Here is a 21,984-nt window from a genome sequence, read left to right as displayed (position 1 = left end):
ATCGTCGACCAGAGAGCAGGAGATGTCATGCAGAAGCGCACCGTCCGCCGCACCGTCACCGCCGGTGTCCTCGGCGCCGCCGCCCTCGGAGTGCTCGCGATTCCCGCGGTCGCCAATGCCGCGACCCCGGATTCGATTGCGGCGCTGGCGAATACGGGCAGCGCCGGACCGGCGGCCCCGCCCGCGCCCGCGCTCCCCGGCGGCCCGGGCGTCCTGGTCACCCAGGATCAGGACGGCAATGTCACCGTGCGCCCGGCCGAGCCCGGCCAGCCGCTGCCGCCGGGTGCGGTGCCCGCCATCCCGCTGCAGCCGAGTGTGCCCGGGCCGGGCCAGCACGTGATCATCCAGCGCGACGACCACGGCGTCCCCGGTTCACCGTCCGACACCATCGTGGTGAGCCCGGTTCGCTGAGAACGTTCTCTCAGCCTGCGTCAGTATCGTCTGATCTCGTGACGGGTCCCCGGATTCTGGTTGTGGACGACGACGTCAGGGTGCTGGCGTCGGTGGCGCGGGGGCTCCGAATGTCGGGTTTCGAGGTCGAGACCGCGGCGGACGGGGCCGCCGCGCTCCGCCATATCGGCGCCGATGCCCCGCAGGCCATGGTGCTGGATCTGAACATGCCGAATCTGGATGGCGTGCAGGTGGTCACGGCCCTGCGCTCGCTGGGCAACGACATCCCGATCTGCGTGCTGAGCGCCCGTTCCGAGGTCACCGACCGCATCGACGCCCTGGAGGCCGGGGCCGACGACTACCTCACCAAGCCGTTCGATCTGGGCGAGCTGGTCGCCCGCCTGCGGGCCATGCTGCGCCGCGCCCCCGCGCCCGCCCATGTGGCCGACGACCGCATCGTGGTCGGCCCGCTGACCGTGCAGCCGGGCGCCCGCCGGGCCGCCATCGACGGCACGCCCCTCGACCTCACCAAACGCGAATTCGACCTGCTGGCGGCGCTGGCCGCCGCACCCGGCCAGGTCTTCTCCAGAGCCCAGCTGCTGGACCGGGTCTGGGGCTACGACTTCGAGACCCAGACCAAGGTCGTGGACGTGTTCGTCTCCTATCTCCGCCGCAAGATCGAGGACACCGGATGCCCGCGCCTGATCCACACCGTCCGAGGCGTCGGGTTCGTCCTGCGGACCGAGCCGTGAGCCGGATTCGGATGCCGCGTCCGCGGCGGCCGATGTCGCTGCGGGCGCGTGTCGCGTTCGCCAGCGCGGCGACGGCGGCGGTCGTGGTGGCGGCCATGTCGGTGGTGCTGTTCGTCTTCGCACCGACCGATGCGGCGAACCAGACGGGCCGGGTGATCAAGGCGATCGCGCTCAGTCCGGCGCAGCCGCCGCTCTCGATTCCCGCGACGCCGGGCACTCCCGCAGTGCCCGTCCCGGCGCTACCGGCGAGCCCCAAACCGGGCGTGCTCATCACGCGGGCGGATCCGGGCAGTCCGGATATGGAGTACTCACGGACCGTGGCGCTGGACGGCAATCCCGTGGCGGTCACGGTCTCCAATGACGTGGTCTCGGATTCGGCCACGCGGCAGCGGATCCGGATCGTGGCGATCGGTCTGGCCGGGGTGGTACTGGCGGCCCTGCTGGGCTGGTATTTCGCGCATCGGGCGGTGGTGCCGCTGCGGCGCTTGACCGCGGCCACGGCGGGACTGGGGGAGGGGGTGGCCTTGGAGACGCCGCGTCATCCCGTGGCCAGTGAGACAACGGAATTGGCCGAGGCCATGAACACCATGCTCGACCGCATCGCGACCGAGCGGAAGCACACCGACGAAGCCCTGGTCACCGCACGGGATTTCGCCGCCACGGCCGCGCACGAGCTGCGCACGCCGCTGACCGCCATGCGCACCGATCTGCAGGTGCTGCGGTCCCTGCCGGTGTCGGAGCGCGAGCGGGCGGAGATCATCGATGAGATCCTCGCCACCCAGAGTGCCGTCGAAGCAACGCTGTTCGCGCTGGAGCGGCTGGCGGTGGGTGATCTGACCACCGAATCCGATTGGGAGGACCTCGATCTGGGCCAGCTCATCGACCAGGTCGTCGATGACGCGCGGCGGATGCATCCCGGTGTGACCGTGATCGCCGAGGAGGTCGAGCCGATTCGCCTGCGCGGTCTGGCCGCGGGCCTGCGCTCGGTGGTGGAGAACGCCCTCACCAACGCGGTCCGCCACGGCGCGGCCACCCGCATCGAAATAGCGGCGCGGCGAACGGATGATCATGTCGTCCTGACCATCGACGACAACGGCTCCGGCATCCCCGAAGGGGACCGGGAGCGGGTCTTCGAACGCTTCTACCGGGCGAGCGAGACCCCGGGCAGCGGTCTGGGTCTGGCACTGGTGGCGCAGCAGGCCCGCCTGCACGGCGGTACCGCGGCCATTGAGGAAAGTGCGTCCGGCGGTGTCCGCCTGACCGTCACCCTCAGCTGTGGCCCAGCTGTTCCTCGTTCTCGCTGACCAGGTCTTCGAATTCGTCCTGCAGTTCCTGCATTTCGTCCGGAAAGACCCACTTCTTCATGGCGTAGAACCGGAATGCCATTTGCAGCAGGTTGCCGATGATGAACGCGCTGAAGAAGTCGGCGATGTTCTCGACGGTGAAACTCACATTGGGCTGGCGCAGGTCGAACACGTAGCTCGAGACCCACAGCGGCAGCGCGGCCAGGCCGACGCCGATGCCGCTGACCAGGAAGAACAGCAGCGCTTCGTGGTGCTTCTCGCGGCCGCCGCGCTTGTCGAAGGTCCATTCCCGATTCAGGATGTAGGACACGATGACCGCGATGGTGCCCGACAGGATGCGGGCCACGGTCGGCTTGGTGTCCAGGATCGTCCATTTCAGGACGTAGAAAATGCCCAGGTCGATGACGAACGTGGTCGCACCGACAATCGCGAACTTCAGCAGTTCGTAATGGCGGTCCGCGAGGGCCCGCAGCGGTGCGGGCAGGCGATTGACCACTTCGTCGACAAATGACACCCCGCGAGTCTACGTCTCCGGCGCGACGGCTGTCGGCCCGGTACAAATAGGGGCAGATACCTGTCACGCGACCCGCCGGTCAGAACCCGATGGGTGTCATGACAACATGGTGCAGCGTGAGCGCCCGTTCCTTCGATTCCTCCGCGATGCCGACCGTCACCATGATCGGCGGTGGCCAGCTCGCGCGCATGACCCATCAGGCGGCCATCGCGCTGGGCCAGCGGCTGCGCGTGCTCGCCGAGCGTCCCGACGATCCGGCCGCCCAGGTGACGCCGGACGTGGTGTTCGGCCACCACGACGATCTGGCCGCGCTGCGCAAGGCCGCGACGGGGTCGCACGCGCTGACCTTCGATCACGAGCATGTGCCGACCGAGCACCTCGAGGCGCTCATCGCCGAGGGCGTGAACGTGCAGCCGCCGCCGTCGGCGCTGATCTTCGCCCAGGACAAGCTGCGCATGCGCCGCAAGCTGGCCGAGCTGGGCGTGCCGATCCCGGCCTACACCGAGGTGACTTCCGTCTCCGATGCCGTGGCGTTCGCCGACGAGCACGGCTGGCCCTTCGTGCTCAAGGCCGTGCGCGGCGGCTACGACGGCCGCGGCGTGTGGATGCCCGCCGATGCCGCCGAGGCCGTTACGATCATCGAAGACCAGCTGGCGCACGGCGTCTCGCTCATGGCCGAGGCCAAGGTGGATCTGAAGCGGGAGCTGTCGGCCATGGTGGCGCGGTCGCCGTTCGGTCAGGCCGCCGCCTGGCCGGTGGTGGAGACCGTGCAGCGCAATGGCCAGTGCGCGGTGGTCATCGCGCCCGCTCAGAACCTGTCCGAGGCCAAGGCCACCGAGGCCGAGGCGCTCGCGCTGCGGCTGGCCGCCGAACTCGGCGTCACCGGCGCGATGGCGGTGGAGCTGTTCGAGACCCACACCGGCGAGCTGCTCGTCAACGAACTCGCCATGCGCCCGCACAACTCCGGCCACTGGGGCATGGACGGCGCCTGCACCGGTCAGTTCGAACAGCACCTGCGCGCGGTCCTCGACTATCCGCTCGGCAGCACCAAGCCGCTGGCCCCGGTCACCGTCATGGCCAATATCCTGGGCGCCCCGCAGGCCCCCGAGATGTCCATGGACGAACGCCTGCACCATCTTTCGGCCCGGCTCCCCGAGGCGAAGGTGCACCTGTACGGCAAGGGCGAGCGCCCCGATCGCAAGATCGGGCACATCAATATCCTCGGCGACGACCCCGCCGAGACCCGCGAAAAGGCCGAGCGCGCGGCACATTGGATGTCGCACGCCGTTTGGACCGACGGATGGGATCCGCATCATGACTGAATCTGCCCAGGTCGGCCTCATCATGGGCTCCGACTCCGACTGGCCCACCATGGAGGCCGCGGCGGAGGCCCTCGCCGAATTCGGCATCCGCTTCGAGGTCGGCGTCGTCTCCGCCCACCGCACCCCGCAGCGCATGCTCGACTACGCCAAGAACGCGGCGGACCGCGGCATCAAGGTCATCATCGCGGGCGCGGGCGGCGCCGCCCACCTGCCGGGCATGGTCGCCTCGGCCACCCCGCTCCCGGTCATCGGCGTCCCGGTCCCGCTGAAGTACCTCGACGGCATGGACTCCCTGCTCTCGATCGTCCAGATGCCCGCGGGTGTCCCGGTCGCCACCGTCTCCATCGGCGGCGCCCGCAACGCGGGCCTGCTCGCGGTCCGCATCCTCGCCTCGGCCGACCCCGAATTGCGTTCCCGCATGGAGCGTTTCCAGGCCGGTCTGGAACAGATGGTCCTGGAGAAGGACGAAGCCCTCCGCACCAAGCTCCTGGGCTAGCGTGACCGCCGGTCATCGGGCGCTACCGTTGTCGGATGCCCAATGACCAGCCTGTGCGGCTGCGCGCCGACGCGGATCCGACCGAACGACGCCTGACCGTGGTGGATCAGGCGTTGCGGTTGTTCGCCGAAAAGGGTTACGAGGCAACGACCGTGGACGAGATCGCGGAGGCGGCGGGGATATCGCGGCGGACGTTCTTCCGGCAGTTCCGGTCCAAGGAAGACGTGGTCTTCGCCGATCACGAGTCGCAGCTGGCGCGGGCACGGGCCTTTCTGGATGCGGCGCAGGGGGATCCGTGGGATGCCGTGTGCGAGGCCGTGGTGGAGGTGTTCGAGCGCTTCACGCAGTGGCGGGAGATCGCGGCGCGGCGGTATCGGGTGGTGCGGCAGGTGCCGACGCTGCGGGAGCGGGAGATCGTGACGGTCTTCCGGTACGAGCGGTTGTTCACCGACTACCTGCGCCGGAGCTTGCAGGGGACCTCGGATCTGGCGTTGGTGCAGTTCACCGCGGCGGTGACGGCGACGCACAACTATCTGCTGCGGCGGATGGTGCGCGGGGAGTCGCAGGCGAGTCCCGCGGATCTGCGCACGGCGCTGGCGGAGATTCCGCGCGGCGGCCGCGAGAGTGCCGCCGCCTCGGCGCAGATGGTGGTCGCGGTGTTCCCCCGTGATCTCTCACCCCGGCAGGTCGCCGATCTTCTCGAGCGTCGGCTCGATACCCTCTAGGCATTACCCGGCGCCTCTCGTGACACTCGGTGCCATGCTTGTGTGACGAAATACCCGCACGTGGCCGCGTTATCTCGACGTATACTCGGCTTCGACTGGCACTGAGTGCCGTACCGACGACCAGGAGAGACACCTCATGGCGGGCAACCCCGACTTCAATCTGTTCCAGCTCGAGGACTTCCACCACGAGCTGCGTGAGGCCATTCGCGGCCTGTCCGAGAAGGAAATCGCGCCCTACGCCAAGGACGTCGACGGCAACGCCCGCTTCCCCGAGGAGGCGCTGACCGCCCTCAACGCGGCCGGCTTCAACGCCGTCCACGTGCCCGACGCCTACGGCGGCCAGGGCGCGGACTCGGTCGCCACCTGCATCGTGATCGAGGAAGTGGCCCGCGTCTGCGGTTCCTCCTCGCTCATCCCCGCGGTCAACAAGCTCGGCACCATGGGCCTGATCCTGAAGGGCTCCGAGGAGCTCAAGCAGAAGGTGCTGCCGGACATCGTGAACGGCGAGATGGCCTCCTACGCGCTGTCCGAGCGCGAGGCCGGTTCCGACGCCGGCTCCATGCGCACCCGCGCCCGCCGCGACGGCGACGACTGGGTCATCAACGGCTCCAAGTGCTGGATCACCAACGGCGGCAAGTCCTCCTGGTACACCGTCATGGCGGTCACCGATCCGGAGAAGGGCGCCAACGGCATCTCCGCGTTCATGGTGCACAAGGATGACGAGGGCTTCGTGGTCGGCCCGCTGGAGCACAAGCTCGGCATCAAGGGCTCCCCGACCGCGGAGCTGTACTTCGAGAACTGCCGGGTCCCCGCGGACCGCATGATCGGCGCCGAGGGCACCGGCTTCAAGACCGCCCTCGAGACCCTCGACCACACCCGCCCGACCATCGGCGCCCAGGCCGTCGGCATCGCCCAGGGCGCCCTGGACGCCGCGATCGCCTACACCAAGGACCGCAAGCAGTTCGGCAAGACCATCGCGTCCTTCCAGAACACCGAGTTCATGCTGGCCGATATGGCCATGAAGATCGAGGCCGCCCGCCTCATGGTCTACACCTCGGCCGCCCGCGCCGAGCGTGGCGAGAAGAACCTCGGCTTCATCTCGGCCGCCGCCAAGTGCTTCGCCTCCGACGTGGCCATGGAGGTCACCACCAACGCCGTCCAGCTCTTCGGCGGCGCCGGCTACACCACCGACTTCCCGGTGGAGCGCATGATGCGCGATGCCAAGATCACCCAGATCTACGAGGGCACCAACCAGATCCAGCGCGTCGTCATGTCGCGTCAGATCCTGCGCTGAGGCATTCGCGGATCCCGCGCCGAGGTATTCGGCGAATTCATAAGCCCCGGAGGCGGTTCCGAGTTTCGGCTCGGACCGCCTCCGGGCGTCTGCGGGTTCGCCGTGTCAAGGCGTCTTTCGGGCGGTAGCCACAATGTGTGGTGCATCACACTGAAATGTTTATTATTAACAGCTAACTGAGGGCCTCGTGTGGGAGCCGCCAAAGGGGCCCCGGGCTCGCTGCTGCCGTGTGCGCCAAGATCATTCGGAGTGGGCCGGTGCAGGCCGCGTGCCGCGCGGTGTGGACTCGCCCCCGCGGGCGCGCCGAAATCTGTTCGGTAGCTGGAGAATTGCCTGGGTAGATGGTTCGCCGCCGATGTGCGGCGGGGTTGTTCGCCGGAATGTTTATTTACGGCTTCCTCAGGTAAAGCACGGGTTTGAGGACTGTTCGGGTGGGGATGCCGGGGGCACTATGGAGCCATGGCCGGAGTCGAAATCAACGACACCTTCGTCCGGCGCACGTTGGCTGACGGACGGGTGGAAGAGGTCGCGTGGACGGAACTGGCAGAGGTGCGGATCATTACGGCGGCGGACGGGCCGTTCGCCGGGGATGTGTTCTTCGTATTGATCGGGTCCACCGGTAAGGGTTGCGTGGTCCCGTATTCGGCGGCCGACACGGCGTTCCTGGCGAAGCTGCAGTCGCTGCCGGGGTTCGACGACGCCAAGGTGAGCGAGGCGATGGTGGGCAGCGCCGACCGCCACTTCCGGGTCTGGCAGCGCCACCACGCGCCGCGCGCGAACTAGCGCGAATCAGCCCACCAGGTCGGCGTATTCGGGGTGCTCGCCGATGTACTTCTCGACGTACCAGCAGGTGGGGATGATCGAGAAGCCTTCGGTGCGCGCGTCGTTCAGCGCGAACTCGACGACCTGCGCGGCCACGCCGCGGCCCCGGAACTCGGGAAACGTGAGGGTGTGCTGGATGTCGCGGACCTTGCGGTCGCCGTCGACCCGCTCCGCGTAGTCGGCGTAGCCCGCGAGGGTGCCGTCGAGATAGATCTCGTAGCGGGTCGCGTCGGCATTGTGTTCCAGCTTCGTGCTCATGACCGGTGTGAACTCCCTGGTGATGTGGATTGTTCCTAGAGGACCGCGCCCGGGTTGAGTATCCCGTGCGGATCCAGCGCATTCTTGATGCGGCGAGTGAGAGCCATCACGTCGGGGCCGAGTTGATCGGGCAGCCACGGCTTCTTCAGCCGCCCGACGCCGTGCTCGCCGGTGATGGTGCCGCCCAGTCCGATGGCCAGGTCCATGATTTCGCCGAACGCGAGGTGCGCGCGCTCGGATTCGTCCGGATCGGCCGGATCGTGCACGATCAGCGGGTGGGTGTTGCCGTCGCCCGCGTGCGCGATGACGGAGATGAGCACCCGGCGGTGGGCGGCGATCTCGGCGATGCCCGTCACCAGGTCGCCCAGCCGGGGGAGCGGGACGCCCACGTCCTCGAGCAGCAGCGGCCCTTTGCGTTCCACGGCCGGAATGGCGAATCGCCGTGCCGCGCAGAACGCCTCGCCCTCGTCCGGGTCGTCGGTGCGGAAAGCCTCTGTCGCCCCGGCCTTTTCGCAGGCGGCCAGCATGATGTCGGCCTCGTGTCCGGCGTGCTCGCCGGGTGCGTCGGAGCGCGCCACCAGCAGGCCCGCCGCCTCCCGGTCGAGGCCCATGCGCAGCTCGTCCTCGACGGCGTTGATGGCGACCGAATCCATGAATTCCAGCATGGAGGGCCGCAATTGGCCGGTGATGGCCAGGATGGCGTCGGTCGCCGCGGTCAGTGTCGGGAAGGTGGCGACCACCGTGGACTGCGGCGGCTGTGCGGGCAGCAGCCGCAGCGTCAGTTCGGTGATGATGCCCAGCGTCCCCTCGCTGCCCACGAACAGCTTGGTCAGCGACAGCCCGGCGGAGTCCTTGAGCCGCGGCCCGCCCAGCCGCACCGCGGTCCCGTCGGCGAGCACGACCTCCATGCCGAGCACGTAATCGGTTGTGACGCCGTACTTCACGCAGCACAGCCCGCCCGCGTTGGTCGCCGCGTTCCCGCCGATCGAGCAGATCTCGAACGACGACGGATCCGGCGGATACCACAGCCCGCGCTCGGCCACGGCCTGCTTCACCTCGGCATTGAGCAGGCCGGGCTGCACCACGGCGGTCCGCGTGACGGTGTCGACGGTGATGTCTCGCATCTTCTCGGTGCTCAATACGAGCGCCCCGTTCTGCGCGGTGGCCCCGCCCGAGAGCCCGGTCCCCGCCCCGCGCGGCACGATCGGCACCCGATGCTCGTGCGCCCACCGCACGGTCGCCGCGACCTGTTCGGTGGTCAGTGGCCTGACCAGTGCGAGCGCGATCCCGGCATCGGGATCCAGCGCCCGATCCTGCCGATATCCGTTCAACACATCCGGATCGGTCACCACCATGCCCTCGGGCAGCAGACCGCGCAGTCCGTCGAGATCGATGTCCACAAAGCCGAAACTACGGGTTCCGGCCGCATTTGTCCGGAACCCGCAGCTTCTGTGTGAATGATGCTCAGTGAGCGGGAGCGGCCTTCGGCAGCGCCAGCGCCGCCGTGAGCACGACCGCCAGCACCGCGAACCCGCCCAGCGAGGCCATCTCCATGGCGTTCACGTACCCGCCGGTGCTGTGGTCGGCCCCCAGCGCGCTGAAGAAGATCACCCCGAGAACCGTTGCCCCGATGGCGTTTCCGAACTGCTGCGAGGTGGTCAGCACCCCCGCCGCCATGCCCGCCTGCCGCGCCGGAATCCCCGACGACAGCACCGCCCCGACGACCGACGGAATGGTCAGCCCGTTCCCGGTGCCGACGATCATCATCCCCGGGATCAGCGCGAGCGCGGTGACATCGGACCCCATCCCGAACAGCACCCCGAGCGTGATCGCCAGCCCGGTGAGACTGGTCAGCGTCCCGACCACCATCACCCGGTTCCCGATCCGCGCCGCCACCCGCGGCGCGAGCAGGAACGAGCTCCCCGCGAAGCACAGCCCCAGCGGCGCGAACGCCAATCCCGCGGTGAGCGGCGACAATCCGAGCCCGTTCTGCAGCATGAGGGTCAGGCACAGCATGAATCCGGCGAAGAAGGTCAGGTACCCGCCCGCGATCACCAGCCCGAGGCTGAATCCGCGTTCGCGCACCATGCCGGTGTCGAGCACCGGTTCACCGCCGCGCGCCGTCAGCCGGTTCTCGTAGCGCAGGGTGAGCAGCAGCACCGGGATCGAGGCCAGCATGCTGATCCAGGTCCACACCGGCCAGCCCTCGGGACGGCCCAGCGTGATCGGCACCAGCAGCAGCGCCAGTGCGGCCGAGATGCCCAGCGCGCCAATCGGATCCAGCTTCGGCCGGTGCGTCTGCTCGTGCCGGGGCAGCCAGCGCGCCGCCAGCACCGCCGCGACCAGTCCGATCGGCACATTGATGTAGAAGATGCTGCGCCAGCCCCAGCCGAACAGGTCGAGGTCGAGCAGCACGCCGCCGAGCACCTGGCCCGACACCGCGCCGAGCCCGATGGTGGCGCCGAAAGCCGCCATGGCCCTGGGCCGTTCGCGCGGCGGGAACAGGGTGTTGATGAGGGCCAGCATCTGCGGCACCATCAGCGCCGCGGTGGCGCCCTGCAGGACGCGGAAGGCGACCAGCGCCCAGGCATTCGGCGCGAGCCCGCACAGCAGCGAGGCGGCGGTGAAGGCGAGCATGCCGATCACGAAGAGCCGTCGGTGTCCGTGCAGGTCGCCGAGTCGGCCGCCGGTGATCAGGCCCGAGGCGTAGGCGAAGCCGTAGCCGCCGACGATGAGTTCGAGCGCGGCTTCACCGGCGTGCAGGTCGTGTTGCAGCGAGGACGCGGCGACGTTCACGACGAACCAGTCGAACATCGCCATGAACATGGCGCTGAGGATGACGGGCAGGGCGCGCCAGCGGGCGGCGAACTCGAGCGGCGCTACGGGCACCGCCGCGGCGGGCCGATTTTCGAGTGTGGTCACGTCGTTCTCCCGAACGTGAAGGGGGCGGAGGAGGCGTGGCGCGCCTTTGCGCCGAGGCTCGAAGCATGTAACTAACCGGTTGGTTACAGTTATTCCATCGATCCCCGCCACTTGTCAACCAGTTAGTTGGTTACCATCGATGGCATGGCAGGCACCAGGGACCCCGAGGCGACGAAGGCGCGCATCTTCGAGGCCGCGACCGCAGAATTCGCGCAATACGGGATCGCCGGCGCGCGCGTCGACCGCATCGCCCGCAATGCCAAGGCCAACAAGCAGCTCATCTACGCTTACTTCGGCGACAAGGAGAAGCTGTTCCACCAGGTCCTGGAGAAGACCATGCTGGCGGTCGCCGGTTCGGTCACCACCGATATCGAGGATCTCGACGCCTGGATCGACCAGCACATCGACTACCACCGCGAGCATCCGGAACTGCTGCGCCTGTTGCAGTGGGAGGCCCTGGAACTGGGCCGGGAGAACGCCTCGGCCGGCGAATTGCGTTGCGGCCGTTACCTGGAGAAGCGCCAGAAGGTCGAGGTGGCGCAGGCCAAAGGCCTGATGCGCGCGGACATGCCCGCCGGGCAGATCCTCATGCTGCTCATGTCGATGATCAACTACCCCTTGGCGGTTCCCCAGGTCGCCGAGTTCACCCTCGGCCCCGATATCGATCCGGAGGCGCAGCGCGCCTGGATCAAGGACGCCATCCGCCGCATCGTGGCCCCGCCGGACGTTCCGGGGACCGGCCCGGACACCGAGGCGTAACCGCTCGTCCGCGCGCAGTACACTGCCGCGGTGTCCGATGCCAAGCTAGAAATCCAGATGCTGCACGACCGAGTGATGGTCAAGCTCAGCCCGGAGGCGGGCGAGCGCCGCAGCAGCGGTGGCATTCTCATCCCCGCCACCGCTCAGGTGGCCAAGCGCCTGTCGTGGGGCGAGGTCTGCGGCGTGGGCTCGCACGTCCGCGCGGTGGCGGTGGGTGACCAGGTGCTCTTCAGCGCCGATGACCAGTTCGAGGTGGAGATCCAGGCGCAGGCGTATTACGTGCTGCGCGAACGCGATCTGCACGCCGTCGCCAATACCCACCCCGAACACGGCACCGGCCTCTACCTGTGATCAGAGGGTCTTGACGGTCCCGCCGTCGATGACCAGATCCGCGCCCACGATATTGGCGGCCTGCTCCGACGCCAGGAAGGTGACCAGCGCCGCCACCTCGTCGGCCTCGGAGATGCGCCCGGAGGCGATGCCGAAGTGTTCCGGGATCGCGGCCAGGAAGTCGTCCTGCGCAAGGCCATTGGCCGCCGCGAGCTTCGCGCCGATCCCCTCGGATCCGTCCCAGATCGAGGTGCGGACCACGCCCGGGGACACGGTGTTCACCCGGACTCCGGCGGGCCCGAACTCCTCGCTGAGCCGCTTGCTGAAGGAGCTGAGCGCGGACTTGGCCTCGCTGTAGCCGACCGGCCCGACCGCGGGCAGCCGCGAGTTGATCGAGGCCACGTTCACGACCGCGCCCTTGCGTTCGATAAGGCTCGGCAGCGCCGCGCGCGTGGTGGAGACGACGCCGAAGAGATTGAGGTCGAACATGTTTCGCCACTGCTCGTCCGGGATATCGAGGAAGCCGCCGAGGGTGAGCTTGTCGCCGTCGCCACCGCCGACATTGTTGACGAGAATGTCGAGCCCGCCGACCTGCTCCAGCGCCGAAGTGACGGCCGCGACCGCACCCTCGGTGGTGCTGAGGTCAGCGGAAACGGTTGCCGCCGCGACCTTTTCGAGCTCCGGTGTGATGGTCCGGGCGACGCCCACCACCCGCACGCCCTCGTCGGCCAGCGCTTCGGCGACGGCCAGCCCGATGCCCCGGCTCGCGCCGGTCACGAGTGCGGTCTTGCCGTTGAGTCCGAGATCCATGATCCTTGCCTTTCTTGAACTGCGGGTCAAAAACTGGGTGAAAGAAAAGGGCCGCCGGATGCGGCCCGATTCACAAGGGGGAGAAGGTATTCAGAGGGTGGACAGGGTGGTGTCGACGATTCGGTACAGCGTCGCGGCATCCGAGATCCGCGCCGATACGCGAAGGCCGCCGATCGCATTCATCAGGTACTCGCCGTACGCACGAGCATCGACCTCGGGCCGGACGTCGCCGTCGCGCTTGCCCTGCTCGATGCGCTCCGCGAGCACCTCGGTCATGTGCGCGTGGGCCGCCGCCACCGCCTTGGTCGCCGCCGGATCGTGCCCGCCGAGTTCGGTGGCGGTGTTCACCACCATGCACCCGCGCGGTACCGACTGCGCCAGGTCGCTGTCCACGACCCAGCGCATCCAGGCTTGCAGCCGCTCGCGCGTGGTTCCGGGCTGGGACAACACTTCCCGGGCGAAGTCGGTGCCCATCCGGTCATACCGTGCCATGCATAGATCGAACAACTCCCGCTTGCTGCCGAAGGCGTTGTAGAGACTGCCTTTTCCGATCCCGGTGCATTCGGCCAGCTGCGCGGGCGAGGTATTCGCGTACCCGTAGGTCCAGAACGCCTCCATCGCGCGCTCCACCACGGTGTCCGCGTCGAAGTTGCGTGGCCTGCCCATGGGAACGACCGTACCCATTCTGGACCTTGAGGTCAATAACTCTGGGCAATAATCGGTCCCATGAAACGCAAGCTGCTGGTCGGCGGCGCGCTCACGCTGGTGCTGCTGGTCCTGAGCTGTGTCGGTCTGTACGTGTTGATGAACTCGCGCACCTACCAGGTGGCGGGCCGCATCGTTCCGCGCGTGGACACCTCGGAGAAGATCGTCGCCCTCACCCTCGACGACGGCCCCACCGACCGCACCCCCGAAATCCTGAAAACCCTTGCCGATGCGGGCATCCCGGCGACCTTCTACCTCATCGGCAGTGAGCTGGCCGCCCACCCGGACCAGGGCCGCGCGATCGCGCAGTCCGGCAACGAGATCGGCAACCACACCTACCACCACGAGCGCATGATCTTCGTGACGCCGGGCTTCGTGCGCGACGAGGTCGAACGCACCGACGCCGAGATCGCGAAAACCGGCTACACCGGCCCGATCACGTTCCGCCCGCCCAACGGCAAGAAGCTCTTCGCCCTGCCCCGATACCTGTCCAGCCACAACCGCACCACGGTCACCTGGGACGTCGAACCCGATTCCGGCAAGACCCCCACCACCGACGAGATCGTGGCCGAGACCCTGTCGAAAGTCCGCCCGGGCTCGATCATCCTGCTGCACACCATGTATCCGACCGGCGCACCCTCCCTGGCCGCGATCCCCCGCATCGCGCAGGGCCTGAAGGATCGGGGCTACCGCTTCGTGACGGTGTCCCAGCTGCTCTCGCGATGAGTGCGTGTCTTGAAAAGGCAAAGGCCCGTGTCCTTTTCGGACACGGGCCTCTGTCGTTGACGACCGCTTACAGCGCCTTGAGTTCCTCGGTGACCGCACCGACGGACTTCTTGGCGTCGCCGAACAGCATGGAGGTGTGGTCGGCGTAGAAGAGCGGGTTGTCGATGCCGGCGAAGCCGGAGTTCATCGAGCGCTTGAGGACGATGACCGATTTGGCCTGGTCGACGTTGAGGACCGGCATGCCGTAGATGGGGGACGAGGAGTCCTCGCGGGCGGCCGGGTTGGTGACGTCGTTGGCGCCGATGACCAGGGCGACATCGGTGCGGGCGAATTCGCCGTTGATGTCGTCCATTTCCTTCATGGCGTCGTAGGACACCTCGGCCTCGGCCAGCAGCACGTTCATGTGGCCGGGCATACGACCGGCGACCGGGTGGATGGCGTACTTGACCTCGACGCCCTTGGCCTCGAGCAGGGCCGCCATCTCCTTGACCGCGTGCTGGGCCTGGGCGACGGCCATGCCGTAGCCGGGGACCACGATGACCTGGTTGGCGTAGGCCATCTGGATCGCGGCATCCGCGGCGGAGGTGGCCTTGGCCTGCTTCTGCTCGCCGCCGCCGGACGCGCCGGGAGCCGCTGCGCCACCGCCGAATCCGCCCGCGACGATGGCGGGGATGGAGCGGTTCATGGCCTTGGCCATGAGGTTGGTGAGGATGGTGCCGGACGCGCCGACGATCATGCCCGCCACGATCATGGCAGTGTTGTTGAGCGCCAAACCCGCTGCGGCGGCGGACAAACCGGTGAGGGCGTTGAGCAGCGAGATGACCACGGGCATGTCCGCGCCACCGATGGGCAGCACGACCATCAGGCCGAGGATGCCCGCGAGCACCAGCAGCCCGATCATCCAGTACTGCGGCACACCGTCATTGGTGGCGCCGATGCCGATGACCACGGCCGCGGCGATGGCCCCGGCCAGCAGCAGCAGGTTGAGCGGCTGCTGCAGTTTGCCGACGCTGATCGGGCGGCCCGATAGCAGTTCCTGCAGCTTGGCGAAGGCGATGATGGAGCCCCAGAAGGAGATGGAGCCGATGATCGCGGCGAACAGCGAGCCGATGACGATGTGCACCGACGGCTGCTCGTGAACGTTGGAAAAGCCCTTGGTGTCGAGGAATTCGGCCCAGGCGATGAGGGCGACCGTGCCACCGCCGACGCCGTTGAACGCGGCGACCAGCTGCGGCATGGCGGTCATCTTGGTGAACCGCGCGGGCGGAACACCCAGTGCCACACCGACGACCAGGCCCGCGACGATGATGATCCAGTTATTGGTGTCGCGGATGGAGATGAGTGTCGCGACGACCGCGATCACCATGCCGACCGCGGCGATCAGGTTGCCGCGCACCGCGGTCTTGGGGCCGGTCAGGCCCATCAGACCGTAGATGAACAGCGCGAACGCGGCGATGTAGAGAATATTGACCAGATTGTCCATGGCTTACTTGCCCGCCTTCTCGCTCGCGGCGGGCTTCTTGGCCTTGAACATGCCCAGCATGCGGTCGGTCACCACGAAACCACCGATGACATTCAGGGTTCCGAACACCACGGCCACGAACAGGATGATCTGCATCAGCACCGACGGGTGCGACACCTTGCCGAACACCACCAGCGCGCCCAGCACCACGATGCCGTGAATGGCGTTGGTACCGGACATGAGCGGGGTGTGCAGGGTATTGGGGACCTTCGAGATGACGGCGAACCCGACGAACCCGGACAGCACCAGGATCGCGATATTCGCCAGCAATTCGGTGTACATCAGGCTTCCACCTCACGTGTCACGCAGGAATCCGCCAGCACCTGATCCTCGAAATCCGGTGCGAGCGCACCGTCTTTCAACATGAGTTCGAGCAGGGCGGCGATGTTCTTGGAGTACAGCTCGCTGGCATGCTCCGGCATGGTGGCCGGCAGGTTCAGCGGCGAGGCGATGGTGACGCCATGGCGCACAACGGTTTTACCGGGTTCGGTCAATTCGCAGTTACCGCCGGTCTCACCGGCGAGGTCCACGATCACGCTGCCGGGCTTCATACCCTCGACAGCGGCGGCGGTCACCAGGCGCGGGGCCGGGCGGCCGGGCACGAGCGCGGTCGTGACGACCACGTCGAACCCCTTGATGGCGTCTTCCAAAGCCTGCTGCTGCACGGCCTTTTCGTCATCGGTGAGCTCGCGGGCGTACCCGCCCTCACCGGCGGCGTCGATGCCCAGATCCAGCCACTGCGCACCGACCGAACGCACCTGGTCGGCGACCTCGGGACGGACGTCGTAGCCGGTGGTGCGGCCGCCCAGGCGCTTGGCGGTGGCCAGCGCCTGCAAACCGGCGACACCGACACCGAGCACCAGCACGGTGGCGGGCTTCACGGTGCCCGCGGCGGTGGTCAGCATGGGGAAGAAGCGGGTGGATTCCGACGCGGCCAGCAGCACGGCCTTGTATCCGGCCACGTTCGCCTGCGAGGACAGCGCGTCCATCACCTGGGCACGCGAGATACGCGGAATCGATTCCACCGCAAAGGCTTGCACGCCCGCGCTCTTCAGCGCACCGATCTTGTTGTCGGCGTTGCGGGGCGCGAGGAAGCCGATCAGCGTCTGACCCGATGCCAGCTTGGCGATCTCGGCGTCATTGGGCGGAGCGACCTTCACGACCACATCGGCGGACCACGGATCACCAAGCGTGGCACCGGCTTCGGTGTACGCCTCGTCGGGAATCAATGCGCCCAGACCGGCACCGGCCTCGACGACCACCTCCACACCCTGCTTCAACAGGGCCGGAATGATCTTCGGCACCAATGCGACGCGTCGTTCGTCCGGGTTCGTCTCACGAACCACGCCGACGGTCGCACCGCGGGGCGCAGCGGTCTGTGCGCTCTGCGTTGTGTCCACTTGTCAAACTTCCTTCTCGTGGTGAACCCAGGACCACCCTGGCGGGTCGGGCCGCGTCACCGGTCCAACGGTGGGCCGAACTTACTCCATAGTAAGTTCGTGAGAATTCTCGCAACTGTACCTGGTTCGCGGTGAGCGTAGCGGAGATGCCCATCACATGGTGTGGCGAGAAAACCGGACAACTCCATGCTCGGCCGGGGTCCGCTCGTGGACAAGTACTAACGATTCCCTGCTGCTACTTACCGGTAGGTGTGTATCCAGTTGTGGCCGTGTCGGGGTCGTCTAGGGGGTGTCGCACATCACTTGTACGCCGTAATGTCTGGACGGTGAGTGGCTGCATCTTCTGCCGGATCGTCACGGGCGACGCACCGGCGACCAAGATCTACGAGGACGACACCTTGCTGGCGTTCCTCGATATCCGGCCCATCACCCGGGGGCACACCCTGGTGATCCCCAAGCGGCACGCCACCGATCTGGACGAACTGGATCCGGCCGTGGGCGCGCTGCTGTTCTCCTTCGGCCATCGCCTGGCGAAATCCATGCGCCGCGCCGGGCTCGGCGCCGACGGCGCGAACCTGCTGATCAATGACGGCAAGGCCGCCTTCCAGACCGTGCATCACGTGCACCTGCACGTCATTCCGCGGCACAACGGTGACTTCCTGCGCTTCGCCAGGGGTTTCGTGCTGCGCCGCCCGCATGACACCGAGCGCACCGCCGCAGCCCTGCGATCCGGGCTGGACCGGCTCGCCGATGAAGAAAAGGAGACCACCGCATGACCGACACGGTGCCCGACCGCGCCGAGATCACGGCCCTCTTATCCGACCAGTGGGACGCCATTACCCGGCTGGTGGACGGCCTGGACGAAAACCGCTGGCGCACGGCCTCGCCGCTGCCCGGCTGGACCGTGTTCGACGTGGTCGCCCACGTGATCGGTACCGAATCGCTGCTGCTGGGCGAGCCGACCCCCGATATCGATGTGGCCGGGGTGCACATTCGCAATGACATCGGCGCGCTGAACGAGAAGTGGATCGACTCGCTGCGCCCGCTCGCCGGTTCGCAGCTGCTGGAACGGTTCCTGGAGGTGACCGGCCGCCGCTTGAAGGCCCTCGAGCAGACCACCCCCGAGGCCTGGGCCGAACTTGTCCCGACCCCGGTGGGCATGGCCCCCTACGGCCGGTTCATGCGCATCCGTCTCTTCGACTGCTGGATGCACGAGCACGATATCGCCGATGCGCTGGGCGTTTCCGTCGACGAGGGCGGGTCGCGCGGGACGGCGGCCTTCGCGGAACTGCTGCCCGCCCTGGGCAAGGCGGTGGTCAAGGGCGCGGGCGCGCCGGACGGTTCACGGATCACCATCGAGCTGACCGGTCCGGTGCCGGGGCAGATCAATGTGGCGGTCGACGGCGGGCGGGCCGCTGTCGTCGAAACCCTCGACGCCCCGGCCACGGTCGTGGTCACCCTCGACTCCAGCCTCTATGCCCGCCTGCGGGGCGGCCGCACCTCGGCCGACGATCATGCCGACCGGATCACCGTCACCGGCGACACCGACCTCGGCAATCGCCTGGTCCGCAGCCTCGCCTTCACGATCTGATCCCATGCGACTGTTCCTGTCCAGTTACCACTTCGGCGCACACCAGAACCGGCTGCTCGAGCTGGTCGGCGCGCCGGGCCCGGTGGCGCTCGTCCCGAACGCCTGTGACGGCTGGCCCGCGGCCTGGCAGAGCGCGGTCACCAGCGATCTGATTCCGCTGCGCCGCTTGGGCTTCCAGCCCGAGGTGGTCGACCTGCGCGAGTACATCGACCGCCCGGATGAGGTAGAGCGGCGGCTGCGCGAGTTCCCGATGGTCTGGGTGCGCGGCGGCAACACCTTCGTATTGCGCGCCCAAATGGCCCGCAGCGGAGCCGATCTCGCGCTGACCAGGCTCCTGGCCGAGGACGCCCTGGTCTACGGCGGCTACAGCGCGGGCGCCTGCGTTATGCAACCCGACCTGCACGGCATCGAATCCATCGACGATCCGAACGAGGTCCGCCCCGTCTGCGGCGTCGAACCGCGCTGGGACGGACTGGGTCTCGTCGACCGCCGCATCGTCCCGCACCTGGATTCCCCGACCGATCCGGACGGGTTATCTCGAAAACTGGTGCGGGAGTATGCCGCAGCGGGTGTGGAGCACTGGGCGCTCACCGACGACCACGTGGTAGCGGTCGACGGTGACCGCACCGAGGTTCTGACGTAGTTGGGGGTTCGGGGGCGAAGCCCCTGAGAGTTACGAGAGTTGTTCAATTCCCCTTGTGGCGAATGCCGTGGCCGAGTGCGACCGCGGCAGCGCCGAACGCGCCGATTCCCAACGTCGTGAAGCTGGCGACGTACGCGCCCTCGGTCGGGAAGGCGTGCCCGCCGAGATTCAGCACGTGCGCGGTCAGGATCGAGCCGGTGATCGCGCCCGCGATCGAGCCGCCCGCGGTCCGCACCAGAGAGTTGATGCCCGAGGCGATCCCGCTCTCGCTCATCGGCACGTGCTGCACCGCGAGGCTGCCCAGCGCCGCGTAGCCGATGCCGAAACCGGTGCCCTGCAGGATCTGCGCGATGATCATGTCGTAGCCGTGATCGTGCGACACCGCCAGCCAGCCCATGGACAGCCCGGCGAACACCGACCCGATGGCCAGCGTGTAGGCCGGTCCGATCTTGGCCGAGATGCGGCCGGTATTGAACGAGAAGAACGTCATGAGCGCCGCGCTCGGAATGCCGTAGAGGCCGACCGAGAGCACGGTGCCGGACAGGCCGTAGCCGACCGTCTTGGCCGGGGTCTGAATGAAATTGGACACCAGCGAGAACGCGCCGAACATGGAGAAGCCCAGCAGCGCCGAGGCCACGTTCGCCGACAGCGACTGCGGCCCGACCAGCAGCTGCAGGCGCACCAGCGGCTGTTCGACCTTAAGCTCCACGAACACCCAGATGGCGGCCAAAACCGCGGCCGCGCCGAACAATCCGAGCACCGAGCCGGAACCCCAGCCCCAGCGCGGGCCCTCGCTGATGCCCAGCAGCAGGCAGACCAGCAGGGCGGCCAGCAGGGCCGCGCCGATGAAGTCGGGCTTGCCGCCGTGGCGGACGCCATTGTTCTTGGCGCTCACCTGGATCAGCGCGGTGGCGATCACGCCGAGGCCGGCGGTCAGCCAGAAGACCGGGTGCGGATCGGTGGTGTGGTCGGCGATGACACCGGTGGCCAGCAGGCCGATGGTGCCGCCGACGCCCATGGTGCCGGACACGATTCCGATTGCGCCGACCAGTCTTTCGCGCGGGAAGGTGTCGCGGATGATGCCGATGGCCAGCGGGATCATGGCCGAGGAGATGCCCTGCAGGGCGCGGCCGACGATGTAGACGGGCAGCGTGGTGGCGAAGGCGCAGACCACCGAACCGGCGATCAGCACACCCATGGCGACCATGACCATCGGCTTCTTGCCGTACATGTCGCCGAAGCGGGACAGCAGGGGAGTGGCGACCGCGCCGGAGAGCAGGGCGGCGGTGAAAAGCCAGGTGACACCGGCGACATCGGTGTGCAGCTGGGTGATGAAGCGCGGCAGCAGCGGAATCACGACGGTCTGCTGCAGCGACACGACCAGACCGGCCGCACAGAGCGCGAGCAGAGTGAGGCCGAGGTGGGCCTTGGAATGGTCGTCGGGCTTGGTCCCGGCGACCTGACCGACAGCGGTCGTAGTCATGCGGCGATCCTTTGGTTTACTTACCAAAATTAAGTAAATGGGTTTCGTAAGATAACCACATGCCGGGACCGGAAGCCACAGACGCCACCGAAGTTGACCCAGGTCACATCGTGGAACTCGAGCGCGCGCTGGCCCGTGTCGCCTACCTGCTGACCCGCGTGCGCCGCCACGACCAGGCCATGGTCCAGTGCGGAATCACCATGGATCGGGCCAGCGTGCCGCTGCTGCGGCTGCTCGCCGACGCCGACGAACCGATGCGCCTGGGCGAGGTCGCGACCCGCCTCGACGTCGAGGCCCCGCACGTGAGCCGCCAGATCCAGCGCCTCGAGAAAACCGGCTACGTCGAGCGCGTCGCCGACCCCGACGACCGCCGCGCGCAACTGGTGCGCCCCACCGACTCCGGCCGCCGCGCGGTCGAGGCCTTCCGCCAGGTCATGCGCGGCTGGATGCGCGACGCCCTCGCCGACTGGACCCCCGAGGACCTGAAGTCCCTCGCCGTCCTCAACCACCGCATGGTCGACGACTTCCTCGACCACGCCGAAATCATCGGCGACTTCGGCGCAACCGCCCGGGAACGGCCGCATCGGAGCGCCTGACGGCTCCGGCTCCCCAGGCGCACAACAGCATTGCGAGCAGCGGCACCACCATCGCAGCGGTGAGCGGCATGAGCTTGTCGAGCCAGCCGATGATCGCAGGTCCGGCCAGCAGTCCGGTGTAACCGAGCCCGAACACCCGCGACATGTCTGTGGCGGCTTTGGCCGACCCAAGATTGCCCGCGGCCGTGAAGACTTGGGGCACACCGCCGGAGAGCCCGATACCGCACAGCGTCCAGCCCAGCAGGGTCAGCGGTAGCCACCCCGAGCTCACGATCAGGCCGAATCCGATGGCGGCCAGCAGTGTTCCCCATCGCACGATCGCCACTCGCCCGTATCGTCCGCTCACCCGATCGGCCGCGAACCGGCCGAGCGTCATGGTCAGCGAGAAGCCCGTGAATGCCAGCGCCGCCGTGCCCGCGTCCACGCCGAGCCGCCCCTGGACTTGCAGTGCGCTCCAATCCGCCGCTACGCCTTCGGCCATCAACAGTGCGAACGCGATGAGCCCGAGCGCCAGCACTTTTCGGCCTGTTCCTCGCGTCTTATCAAGAATTTCAGGCGAATCGGACATAGCTCCATCCGATGGCGAGCTCATGCTGGGTGCGGGTGGGCCGGGGATGGAA

The 21,984-nt window shown here is 67.8% G+C and carries 26 protein-coding genes; 15 read left to right on the top strand and 11 right to left on the bottom strand.

Going from position 1 to position 21,984, the window contains the following annotated elements:
- The first annotated feature begins 27 nt into the window (after positions 1-27).
- Genes ACAM49_RS25675 through ACAM49_RS25665 form a run of 3 tightly spaced genes read left to right on the top strand, consistent with a single transcriptional unit; the run spans position 28 to position 2,446 of the window.
- Complete coding sequence (locus ACAM49_RS25675) at positions 28-411, top strand: hypothetical protein (protein ID WP_369638122.1); 384 nt, start codon at positions 28-30, stop codon at positions 409-411.
- Between the two features lie 38 nt (positions 412-449).
- Positions 450-1,142 carry a response regulator transcription factor gene (locus ACAM49_RS25670; RefSeq protein WP_369638121.1) on the top strand — a complete coding sequence of 231 codons (693 nt, stop codon included), beginning with the start codon at positions 450-452 and terminating at the stop codon, positions 1,140-1,142.
- Positions 1,139-2,446, top strand: coding sequence for an ATP-binding protein (locus tag ACAM49_RS25665; protein ID WP_369638120.1), 1,308 nt, complete (start codon positions 1,139-1,141; stop codon positions 2,444-2,446). The genes ACAM49_RS25670 and ACAM49_RS25665 overlap by 4 nt, the downstream gene beginning before the upstream one ends.
- On the opposite strand, the gene ACAM49_RS25660 is transcribed toward ACAM49_RS25665, so the two are convergent.
- Positions 2,412-2,960 (bottom strand): GtrA family protein, encoded by a 549-nt coding sequence (locus ACAM49_RS25660; RefSeq protein WP_369638119.1) that lies wholly within the window; start codon positions 2,958-2,960, stop codon positions 2,412-2,414. The genes ACAM49_RS25665 and ACAM49_RS25660 overlap by 35 nt on opposite strands.
- Before the next feature lie 146 nt (positions 2,961-3,106).
- Between ACAM49_RS25660 and ACAM49_RS25655 the strand changes: the two genes are divergently transcribed.
- From ACAM49_RS25655 to ACAM49_RS25635, 5 genes are all read left to right on the top strand, one after another.
- Positions 3,107-4,282, top strand: coding sequence for a 5-(carboxyamino)imidazole ribonucleotide synthase (locus ACAM49_RS25655; RefSeq protein WP_369638129.1), 1,176 nt, complete (start codon positions 3,107-3,109; stop codon positions 4,280-4,282).
- Positions 4,275-4,778, top strand: coding sequence for a 5-(carboxyamino)imidazole ribonucleotide mutase (purE, locus tag ACAM49_RS25650; protein WP_369638118.1), 504 nt, complete (start codon positions 4,275-4,277; stop codon positions 4,776-4,778). Before ACAM49_RS25655 ends, purE begins: the two co-directional genes overlap by 8 nt.
- Before the next feature lie 35 nt (positions 4,779-4,813).
- Positions 4,814-5,503 (top strand): TetR family transcriptional regulator, encoded by a 690-nt coding sequence (locus tag ACAM49_RS25645; protein WP_369638117.1) that lies wholly within the window; start codon positions 4,814-4,816, stop codon positions 5,501-5,503.
- Between the two features lie 136 nt (positions 5,504-5,639).
- Positions 5,640-6,797 (top strand): acyl-CoA dehydrogenase, encoded by a 1,158-nt coding sequence (locus ACAM49_RS25640; RefSeq protein ID WP_040805097.1) that lies wholly within the window; start codon positions 5,640-5,642, stop codon positions 6,795-6,797.
- Positions 6,798-7,256: 459 nt separating this feature from the next.
- A complete protein-coding gene (locus tag ACAM49_RS25635) occupies positions 7,257-7,580 on the top strand; it encodes a hypothetical protein (protein ID WP_369638116.1) in 324 nt (107 codons plus the stop codon).
- A 6-nt stretch (positions 7,581-7,586) separates the two neighbouring features.
- Here ACAM49_RS25635 and ACAM49_RS25630 read toward each other — a convergent pair whose 3' ends face one another.
- From ACAM49_RS25630 to ACAM49_RS25620, 3 genes are all read right to left on the bottom strand, one after another.
- A complete protein-coding gene (locus tag ACAM49_RS25630) occupies positions 7,587-7,877 on the bottom strand; it encodes a GNAT family N-acetyltransferase (protein ID WP_369638115.1) in 291 nt (96 codons plus the stop codon).
- A gap of 35 nt (positions 7,878-7,912) precedes the next feature.
- Complete coding sequence (locus ACAM49_RS25625; protein ID WP_369638128.1) at positions 7,913-9,232, bottom strand: FAD-binding oxidoreductase; 1,320 nt, start codon at positions 9,230-9,232, stop codon at positions 7,913-7,915.
- A gap of 109 nt (positions 9,233-9,341) precedes the next feature.
- Positions 9,342-10,799, bottom strand: a complete 1,458-nt coding sequence (locus ACAM49_RS25620; protein WP_369638114.1) for an MFS transporter — start codon at positions 10,797-10,799, stop codon at positions 9,342-9,344.
- A gap of 144 nt (positions 10,800-10,943) precedes the next feature.
- Here ACAM49_RS25620 and ACAM49_RS25615 point away from each other — a divergent pair, with 144 nt between their 5' ends.
- Complete coding sequence (locus ACAM49_RS25615; RefSeq protein WP_369638113.1) at positions 10,944-11,558, top strand: TetR family transcriptional regulator; 615 nt, start codon at positions 10,944-10,946, stop codon at positions 11,556-11,558.
- A 30-nt stretch (positions 11,559-11,588) separates the two neighbouring features.
- Positions 11,589-11,909, top strand: coding sequence for a co-chaperone GroES (locus tag ACAM49_RS25610; protein WP_369638112.1), 321 nt, complete (start codon positions 11,589-11,591; stop codon positions 11,907-11,909).
- Here ACAM49_RS25610 and ACAM49_RS25605 read toward each other — a convergent pair whose 3' ends face one another.
- Both ACAM49_RS25605 and ACAM49_RS25600 read right to left on the bottom strand, forming a co-directional pair.
- On the bottom strand, positions 11,910-12,698 hold the full coding sequence (locus tag ACAM49_RS25605; protein ID WP_369638111.1) for an oxidoreductase: 789 nt from the start codon (positions 12,696-12,698) through the stop codon (positions 11,910-11,912).
- 90 nt (positions 12,699-12,788) lie between these two features.
- Positions 12,789-13,364, bottom strand: a complete 576-nt coding sequence (locus ACAM49_RS25600; protein ID WP_369638110.1) for a TetR/AcrR family transcriptional regulator — start codon at positions 13,362-13,364, stop codon at positions 12,789-12,791.
- A 60-nt stretch (positions 13,365-13,424) separates the two neighbouring features.
- Between ACAM49_RS25600 and ACAM49_RS25595 the strand changes: the two genes are divergently transcribed.
- Positions 13,425-14,129 carry a polysaccharide deacetylase family protein gene (locus tag ACAM49_RS25595; RefSeq protein ID WP_369638109.1) on the top strand — a complete coding sequence of 235 codons (705 nt, stop codon included), beginning with the start codon at positions 13,425-13,427 and terminating at the stop codon, positions 14,127-14,129.
- Between the two features lie 67 nt (positions 14,130-14,196).
- Here ACAM49_RS25595 and ACAM49_RS25590 read toward each other — a convergent pair whose 3' ends face one another.
- Genes ACAM49_RS25590 through ACAM49_RS25580 form a run of 3 tightly spaced genes read right to left on the bottom strand, consistent with a single transcriptional unit; the run spans position 14,197 to position 17,051 of the window.
- Positions 14,197-15,612 carry an NAD(P)(+) transhydrogenase (Re/Si-specific) subunit beta gene (locus tag ACAM49_RS25590; RefSeq protein WP_369638108.1) on the bottom strand — a complete coding sequence of 472 codons (1,416 nt, stop codon included), beginning with the start codon at positions 15,610-15,612 and terminating at the stop codon, positions 14,197-14,199.
- Between the two features lie 3 nt (positions 15,613-15,615).
- The gene (locus ACAM49_RS25585) at positions 15,616-15,933 is read right to left on the bottom strand and encodes an NAD(P) transhydrogenase subunit alpha (RefSeq protein WP_040805106.1); all 318 of its coding nucleotides are present in this window, start codon (positions 15,931-15,933) and stop codon (positions 15,616-15,618) included.
- Positions 15,933-17,051: a Re/Si-specific NAD(P)(+) transhydrogenase subunit alpha gene (locus ACAM49_RS25580; protein WP_369638107.1), complete on the bottom strand. Its 1,119-nt coding sequence runs from the start codon at positions 17,049-17,051 to the stop codon at positions 15,933-15,935. Before ACAM49_RS25580 ends, ACAM49_RS25585 begins: the two co-directional genes overlap by 1 nt.
- Positions 17,052-17,377: 326 nt before the next feature.
- Here ACAM49_RS25580 and ACAM49_RS25575 point away from each other — a divergent pair, with 326 nt between their 5' ends.
- From ACAM49_RS25575 to ACAM49_RS25565, 3 genes are read left to right on the top strand one after another with little or no spacing between them, the layout of a single operon-like run.
- A complete protein-coding gene (locus ACAM49_RS25575; protein ID WP_369638106.1) occupies positions 17,378-17,827 on the top strand; it encodes an HIT family protein in 450 nt (149 codons plus the stop codon).
- The gene (locus tag ACAM49_RS25570) at positions 17,824-18,642 is read left to right on the top strand and encodes a maleylpyruvate isomerase family mycothiol-dependent enzyme (RefSeq protein ID WP_369638105.1); all 819 of its coding nucleotides are present in this window, start codon (positions 17,824-17,826) and stop codon (positions 18,640-18,642) included. Before ACAM49_RS25575 ends, ACAM49_RS25570 begins: the two co-directional genes overlap by 4 nt.
- Positions 18,643-18,646: 4 nt before the next feature.
- Positions 18,647-19,285, top strand: coding sequence for a Type 1 glutamine amidotransferase-like domain-containing protein (locus tag ACAM49_RS25565; RefSeq protein WP_369638104.1), 639 nt, complete (start codon positions 18,647-18,649; stop codon positions 19,283-19,285).
- A 43-nt stretch (positions 19,286-19,328) separates the two neighbouring features.
- Here ACAM49_RS25565 and ACAM49_RS25560 read toward each other — a convergent pair whose 3' ends face one another.
- The gene (locus ACAM49_RS25560; protein WP_369638103.1) at positions 19,329-20,768 is read right to left on the bottom strand and encodes an MFS transporter; all 1,440 of its coding nucleotides are present in this window, start codon (positions 20,766-20,768) and stop codon (positions 19,329-19,331) included.
- Positions 20,769-20,827: 59 nt separating this feature from the next.
- On the opposite strand from ACAM49_RS25560, the gene ACAM49_RS25555 reads away from it, so the two are divergent.
- Positions 20,828-21,364 (top strand): MarR family winged helix-turn-helix transcriptional regulator, encoded by a 537-nt coding sequence (locus ACAM49_RS25555; protein WP_369638102.1) that lies wholly within the window; start codon positions 20,828-20,830, stop codon positions 21,362-21,364.
- Here ACAM49_RS25555 and ACAM49_RS25550 read toward each other — a convergent pair.
- On the bottom strand, positions 21,312-21,984 hold a 673-nt coding region (locus ACAM49_RS25550; protein ID WP_369638101.1), incomplete at its 5' end, for an MFS transporter. The two genes, ACAM49_RS25555 and ACAM49_RS25550, sit on opposite strands and share 53 nt — an antisense overlap.

The organism is Nocardia sp. JMUB6875 (assembly GCF_041154655.1).
In the GTDB taxonomy this organism is placed as follows: domain Bacteria; phylum Actinomycetota; class Actinomycetes; order Mycobacteriales; family Mycobacteriaceae; genus Nocardia.
This window is presented reverse-complemented; position numbering and strand designations above follow the sequence as displayed.

Coding starts and splice junctions, on each gene's coding strand:
- ACAM49_RS25675 (WP_369638122.1), top strand. CDS start 28: ATGCAGAAGCGCACCGTCCGCCGCACCGTCACCGCCGGTGTCCTCGGC.
- ACAM49_RS25655 (WP_369638129.1), top strand. CDS start 3,107: ATGCCGACCGTCACCATGATCGGCGGTGGCCAGCTCGCGCGCATGACC.
- purE (WP_369638118.1), top strand. CDS start 4,275: ATGACTGAATCTGCCCAGGTCGGCCTCATCATGGGCTCCGACTCCGAC.
- ACAM49_RS25645 (WP_369638117.1), top strand. CDS start 4,814: ATGCCCAATGACCAGCCTGTGCGGCTGCGCGCCGACGCGGATCCGACC.
- ACAM49_RS25640 (WP_040805097.1), top strand. CDS start 5,640: ATGGCGGGCAACCCCGACTTCAATCTGTTCCAGCTCGAGGACTTCCAC.
- ACAM49_RS25635 (WP_369638116.1), top strand. CDS start 7,257: ATGGCCGGAGTCGAAATCAACGACACCTTCGTCCGGCGCACGTTGGCT.
- ACAM49_RS25630 (WP_369638115.1), bottom strand. CDS start 7,877: ATGAGCACGAAGCTGGAACACAATGCCGACGCGACCCGCTACGAGATC.
- ACAM49_RS25625 (WP_369638128.1), bottom strand. CDS start 9,232: ATGGTGGTGACCGATCCGGATGTGTTGAACGGATATCGGCAGGATCGG.
- ACAM49_RS25615 (WP_369638113.1), top strand. CDS start 10,944: ATGGCAGGCACCAGGGACCCCGAGGCGACGAAGGCGCGCATCTTCGAG.
- ACAM49_RS25605 (WP_369638111.1), bottom strand. CDS start 12,698: ATGGATCTCGGACTCAACGGCAAGACCGCACTCGTGACCGGCGCGAGC.
- ACAM49_RS25600 (WP_369638110.1), bottom strand. CDS start 13,364: ATGGGCAGGCCACGCAACTTCGACGCGGACACCGTGGTGGAGCGCGCG.
- ACAM49_RS25595 (WP_369638109.1), top strand. CDS start 13,425: ATGAAACGCAAGCTGCTGGTCGGCGGCGCGCTCACGCTGGTGCTGCTG.
- ACAM49_RS25590 (WP_369638108.1), bottom strand. CDS start 15,612: ATGGACAATCTGGTCAATATTCTCTACATCGCCGCGTTCGCGCTGTTC.
- ACAM49_RS25585 (WP_040805106.1), bottom strand. CDS start 15,933: ATGTACACCGAATTGCTGGCGAATATCGCGATCCTGGTGCTGTCCGGG.
- ACAM49_RS25570 (WP_369638105.1), top strand. CDS start 17,824: ATGACCGACACGGTGCCCGACCGCGCCGAGATCACGGCCCTCTTATCC.
- ACAM49_RS25565 (WP_369638104.1), top strand. CDS start 18,647: ATGCGACTGTTCCTGTCCAGTTACCACTTCGGCGCACACCAGAACCGG.
- ACAM49_RS25560 (WP_369638103.1), bottom strand. CDS start 20,768: ATGACTACGACCGCTGTCGGTCAGGTCGCCGGGACCAAGCCCGACGAC.
- ACAM49_RS25555 (WP_369638102.1), top strand. CDS start 20,828: ATGCCGGGACCGGAAGCCACAGACGCCACCGAAGTTGACCCAGGTCAC.